This is a genomic window from Mucilaginibacter sp. (assembly GCF_036383575.1).
GTDB lineage: Bacteria > Bacteroidota > Bacteroidia > Sphingobacteriales > Sphingobacteriaceae > Mucilaginibacter.
Genome location: NZ_DASVOB010000268.1, coordinates 1 through 4,819 on the forward strand (window position 1 = coordinate 1; position 4,819 = coordinate 4,819).

Consider the following 4,819-nt stretch of genomic DNA (forward strand, 5'->3'; position numbering starts at 1 on the left):
ATGATCGGGAAAATGTTCTCGGTGTGGATCGAAATGCTGCCTTTTTCTTGCATAACTATATTTTAATATGGTTGATTTAATGTTTGTTGGAATTGGATCATCAATGAGTGTTCCAATTGTTAATGTATTGTCAAATTGGCAGGGGAGGTGAGATTTGGTCAGGTTGGGCGTTGGAACTGGTGTGTGGGGCGCGTTAGTGATAGGAGCGGATACCGGCCAATGTCATTAAGTTAAGGGATTGACGGGTTGCACCAGAGGTGCAAAAGGTTTGTAGAAATGAAATGAATGAATTTTTTAGTGTGCCAGAGGTACACAACTCCGGTGTTCCGTACCTCTGGCACGGCTATTTTGGGTATACTATATGCTACAAACCTGTTCCCCCTCTGGGGGATTTTCTTAACTTAATGACATTGGGATACCGGCCTTGTGGCTGATGCCTATGCGGTATGAGCGGATAGCACGGCCGCAAGCAACGCCCATATTTATAAAATTTCTCTCTCAGGGTCTCTCGCAGAGGACCCTGAGGTTTGCCGCGTTCTAAACATCTACCAGGATATTCGAAAAGTGAATCAGCATGGCGTATACATCAGGGTCTTCTGCGAGAGACCCTGATGGGACGTTAATAGCTTACAATTGTGTCATTATAAGGTATGAAGCGATCCTAAATTAGGGTAGGAGTTATAGAGATTCGCCCTGTAAAGTCGGTGACTGCTTCGTACCCCGCAATGACGACCCTTGAAGTAAGGACAAAAAATAAGGGATAAACATTTAAGCTTATCCCTTACCATATAAAGATTGACTATATCGTTAATTAGCCATCATTTTAATAAATGAAGCTAATTTCTCTTTCATTTCTCTTCTGTCCACAATGAAGTCAAGGAAACCATGCTCCTGCACAAATTCGGCAGTTTGGAAACCTTTAGGAAGATCCTTTTTGATGGTTTCTTTAATTACCCTTGGGCCGGCAAAACCTATCAGCGCACCCGGTTCGGCAATATTGATATCGCCTAACATAGCGTATGATGCTGTTACACCGCCTGTAGTTGGGTCGGTAAGTAAAGAAATATATGGAACTTTTGCCTGTGCCAGTAAAGCAAGTTTGGCTGATGTTTTAGCCATCTGCATTAATGAAAACGCGGCTTCCATCATACGTGCACCGCCCGATTTGGAGATCATCAGGAACGGAACCTTGTGCTGGATACTGTAATCGATAGAACGAGCTATCTTTTCACCAACAACCGATCCCATTGAGCCGCCAATGAAATTAAAGTCCATACAGGCAATAACCAGGTCCTGACCGTCAATTTTGCCAACGCCAGCCCTTATTGCATCATTTAAACCTGTTTTCTTTTGAGTTTCTTTAAGCCTGTCCGTGTACTTTTTCGTATCCTCGAAGTGAAGCGGATCGCCTGAAGTAAGATCCGGGAAAAGTTCTGTAAACTCGTTATTATCAAATAGTACCGAAAAATATTCTTTTGAACCTATGCGCAGGTGGAAGCCACAGTAATGGCACACATATTGATTTTCTACCTGTTCTGAATAGTGTAAAGGTTTCTTACAATTAGGGCATTTATTCCAGATGCCATCGGGGGCTTCCTTCTTTTCCTCAGTGGTCGTAATTATCCCTTTCAACTCTCGTTTAAACCATGCCATATCTGTGTCTAACTCTTTCAATTGGGTACAAAGAAACAAAAAATATTAAACATGTAGTGCCGGATATAAAAAGTTATGGCAGGGTAAATTGTTTGCCGAAATTTAAAATACTTTTTTAATGCTATTTTCGTAATAAAAGGATTGGATTATTAACGAATTATATCATATTCTTAAATTAAGCCTATTTTTACTATCGTTTTGATATACTTTTAAGATTACTTAATCGATTTCAATAAATTTTATAACTTCGAGCCCCAAATAAACGCTAATGGATTTAAAAAATTATAGAGGTGTTCTGCACGGCGATCAGGTGCAGGAACTATTTGAAGCAGCAAAAAAGCATCAATTTGCTTTACCGGCAGTAAACGTTATTGGTACTAATACTATCAATGCAGTTATGGAAACAGCTAAAGCTGTTAACTCTCCGGTTATTATCCAGCTGTCAAATGGCGGTGCACAGTTTTACGCCGGCAAATCATTGGATAATTCAAAACTTCAGGCCTGTATTTTAGGTGGTGTATCTGCTGCAAAGCACGTTCATCTTTTAGCTGAGCACTATGGTGTGGCAGTTATCCTGCATACCGACCATGCTGCTAAAAAATTATTACCATGGATTGATGGCCTGTTAGATCATGGCGAGAAATTTTTTGCTGAAACCGGCAAACCACTGTTCTCATCACACATGCTTGACCTTTCGGAAGAGCCTATTGAGGAGAATATCGAAATTTCGGCCAAGTACCTTGAGCGTATGGCTAAAATGGGCATGACTCTTGAAATTGAATTAGGTGTAACCGGCGGTGAAGAAGACGGTGTTGACAACTCTGATGTTGACAGCTCACGTTTATACACCCAGCCTGAGGAAGTTTCTTATTCATATGAGCACCTTTCAAAAGTAAGCCCTCGTTTTACCGTAGCTGCTGCTTTTGGTAACGTGCACGGAGTTTACAAACCAGGTAACGTTAAGTTACAACCGGTTATTTTGCATAACTCACAGGAGTATGTTAAACAAAAATTTAATTTAACTGCCGAGAAACCTATCAACTTTGTATTCCACGGTGGTTCTGGCTCAAGCCAGGAAGAGATCCGCGAGGCTATTTCATACGGTGCTATCAAAATGAACATTGATACCGATATGCAGTGGGCTTATTGGGAAGGCATTAAAGATTACTACAAATCGAAAGAAGGATATCTGCAAAGCCAGATCGGCAGCCCGGATGGCGAGGATTCTCCAAACAAAAAATATTATGACCCACGCGTTTGGTTACGCAAAGGTGAAGAAAGCTTTGTAAAAAGGCTATCTGCTGCGTTTGAAGATCTTAATTGTATCGACGTTTACAGCAAATTATAATATTCATCAAAAACTAACAAAAGCGCCTGTACATTTGTTGTACAGGCGCTTTGTTGTTTAAAGGCGGCAGGCGTCCCCACTAAAAAAGATAAAATCTGCTGCAAATGGTTAAAATTAATAACAAGAAAAAGAATTTATTTGAGCGCTTTGCCAACTGGGCTACCATCGCTACCGGCAGCTCCGGCGCATTTATCACGGCGTTTGGTGTTATCATTGTTTGGGGAATTACCGGACCTTTATTTCATTATTCGGACACCTGGCAGCTGGTTATCAATACGGGGACTACGATAGTTACCTTCCTCATGGTTTTTTTGATCCAGAAATCGCAAAATAAAGATTCAAAAGCTATACATTTGAAACTGAACGAGCTGCTTGCATCACACCAGGGGGCAAGTAACCGCATGGTTGATATTGAGGATATTACCGAAAAGGAACTTGATCAGTTACACAAATTTTATGTAGAACTGGCCGGGCTTGCCGAAGAGGAAGACGATATCACCTGTACGCACTCAATAGACGCTGCAAGGGAAAACCATACCACCAAGCTTAATAATTTTAAAACAAAACCGCATTACATCAATGCCCGCAAAAATCATAGTAAAAAAAGTAACGGAACAAGCTGATCTTGATGTTGTACATGCCATAAGGCGTGAAGTATTTGTTATTGAACAAAATTGCCCTCCCGAACTGGAATATGAACACGAAGATGTATCGCATCATTTTTTAGCTACTGTTGACGGCGAACCTGCCGGTGCCTGCCGCTGGCGTAAAACGGAGAATGGCTACAAGCTTGAACGTTTTGCAGTATTGAAAGCCTTTAGAGGGTTTGGTTTGGGAGCAGAAATGGTAAAGGCAGTGCTGGCTGATTTGCCTGCAGATGCTGATTATATTTATCTTAATTCACAAACGCAGGCTGTGCCTTTTTATGCAAAACTGGGTTTTGAAGCATCAGGGCCGGAGTTTGAAGAGGCTGGGATCAAGCATTATAAGATGGTGAAGAAGTAAGAAAAATGTCACCTTTTAAATCAATATATTTAGAAAACGTCATTGCGAGGTACGAAGCAATCGCATGCTATACAGGGCGATCATGCTTCCGTGCGATTGCTTCGTACCTCGCAATGACGGTTTTTTCATCAATTTTTACTTTTCCTCTTTTTAGAAGCCTCGGCAATTGGATTAAATTCAAGGCACAGTTTGATCCAGTAGTTTAGATCTTTGCTGGTTTGCAGGTTGGAATCTTCAACATAAACATAGCCTTTCATTACCCGGTCGCCACTTAGCATTTGGTTGCAGTTACCTTTCTCAAGCTCAATCTGGGCTTGTTGATCGCCAATGCGGCATAAAATGTCGTTATTACGTACGCAAACGCAGAGCTTGTCATTTACCATAAAACAAACTCCCTGGAACATTTTCTTTTCTTCCACTACGGGGAGATCCATTAATGCATCACGGATGCGGTCGGCCATTTTTTCGTTGTAAGCCATAAGGATTATATTATTTCACGCAAAGGCGCTAAGCCGCAAAGTTTAATTGGCTACGGCGTCTTTGCGTGATGTAATTGTTGTTAGTTTTTATCAACGAATTTATAGTTGGCCTCATTATACCGGTCGCCGGTGTTGGGGTATTTGGCTAAAACAGTTTCAATATCCTGTAGATCAGCCGCTGTTAATTCCACATCAACAGAGCCCGCGTTGTCCAGTAGGTATTTTCTCCTTTTTGTTCCGGGGATAGGGATAATGTTATCGCCCTGGGCCAAAACCCATGCAAGCGCCAGTTGAGCAGGCGTGCATTGTTTTTGAGCGGCAAGCTGTGCAAATT

General features: G+C 41.5%; 6 protein-coding genes. 3 read left to right on the forward strand and 3 right to left on the reverse strand.

What is annotated here, in order from left to right; genetic code table 11:
* Nucleotides 1-807 precede the first annotated feature (807 nt).
* Nucleotides 808-1,653, reverse strand: coding sequence for an acetyl-CoA carboxylase, carboxyltransferase subunit beta (accD, locus tag VF500_RS09520; RefSeq protein ID WP_121224499.1), 846 nt, complete (start codon nucleotides 1,651-1,653; stop codon nucleotides 808-810).
* A gap of 268 nt (nucleotides 1,654-1,921) precedes the next feature.
* On the opposite strand from accD, the gene fbaA reads away from it, so the two are divergent.
* The 3 genes from fbaA to VF500_RS09535 all read left to right on the forward strand — a co-directional run bounded on the left by fbaA (nucleotide 1,922) and on the right by VF500_RS09535 (nucleotide 4,006).
* Nucleotides 1,922-3,001, forward strand: a complete 1,080-nt coding sequence (gene fbaA, locus VF500_RS09525; protein WP_330859453.1) for a class II fructose-bisphosphate aldolase — start codon at nucleotides 1,922-1,924, stop codon at nucleotides 2,999-3,001.
* Nucleotides 3,002-3,105: 104 nt separating this feature from the next.
* Complete coding sequence (locus tag VF500_RS09530; protein WP_121224501.1) at nucleotides 3,106-3,624, forward strand: low affinity iron permease family protein; 519 nt, start codon at nucleotides 3,106-3,108, stop codon at nucleotides 3,622-3,624.
* Nucleotides 3,581-4,006 carry a GNAT family N-acetyltransferase gene (locus tag VF500_RS09535; RefSeq protein WP_330859454.1) on the forward strand — a complete coding sequence of 142 codons (426 nt, stop codon included), beginning with the start codon at nucleotides 3,581-3,583 and terminating at the stop codon, nucleotides 4,004-4,006. The genes VF500_RS09530 and VF500_RS09535 overlap by 44 nt, the downstream gene beginning before the upstream one ends.
* A 128-nt stretch (nucleotides 4,007-4,134) precedes the next feature.
* Here the strand turns inward: VF500_RS09535 and VF500_RS09540 are convergent, their stop codons facing one another.
* Both VF500_RS09540 and VF500_RS09545 read right to left on the reverse strand, forming a co-directional pair.
* Nucleotides 4,135-4,485: a TfoX/Sxy family protein gene (locus VF500_RS09540; RefSeq protein ID WP_330859455.1), complete on the reverse strand. Its 351-nt coding sequence runs from the start codon at nucleotides 4,483-4,485 to the stop codon at nucleotides 4,135-4,137.
* Nucleotides 4,486-4,565: 80 nt separating this feature from the next.
* On the reverse strand, nucleotides 4,566-4,819 hold a 254-nt coding region (locus VF500_RS09545), incomplete at its 5' end, for an aldo/keto reductase (RefSeq protein WP_330859456.1).

Coding starts and splice junctions, on each gene's coding strand:
- accD (WP_121224499.1), bottom strand. CDS start 1,653: ATGGCATGGTTTAAACGAGAGTTGAAAGGGATAATTACGACCACTGAG.
- VF500_RS09530 (WP_121224501.1), top strand. CDS start 3,106: ATGGTTAAAATTAATAACAAGAAAAAGAATTTATTTGAGCGCTTTGCC.
- fbaA (WP_330859453.1), top strand. CDS start 1,922: ATGGATTTAAAAAATTATAGAGGTGTTCTGCACGGCGATCAGGTGCAG.
- VF500_RS09535 (WP_330859454.1), top strand. CDS start 3,581: ATGCCCGCAAAAATCATAGTAAAAAAAGTAACGGAACAAGCTGATCTT.
- VF500_RS09540 (WP_330859455.1), bottom strand. CDS start 4,485: ATGGCTTACAACGAAAAAATGGCCGACCGCATCCGTGATGCATTAATG.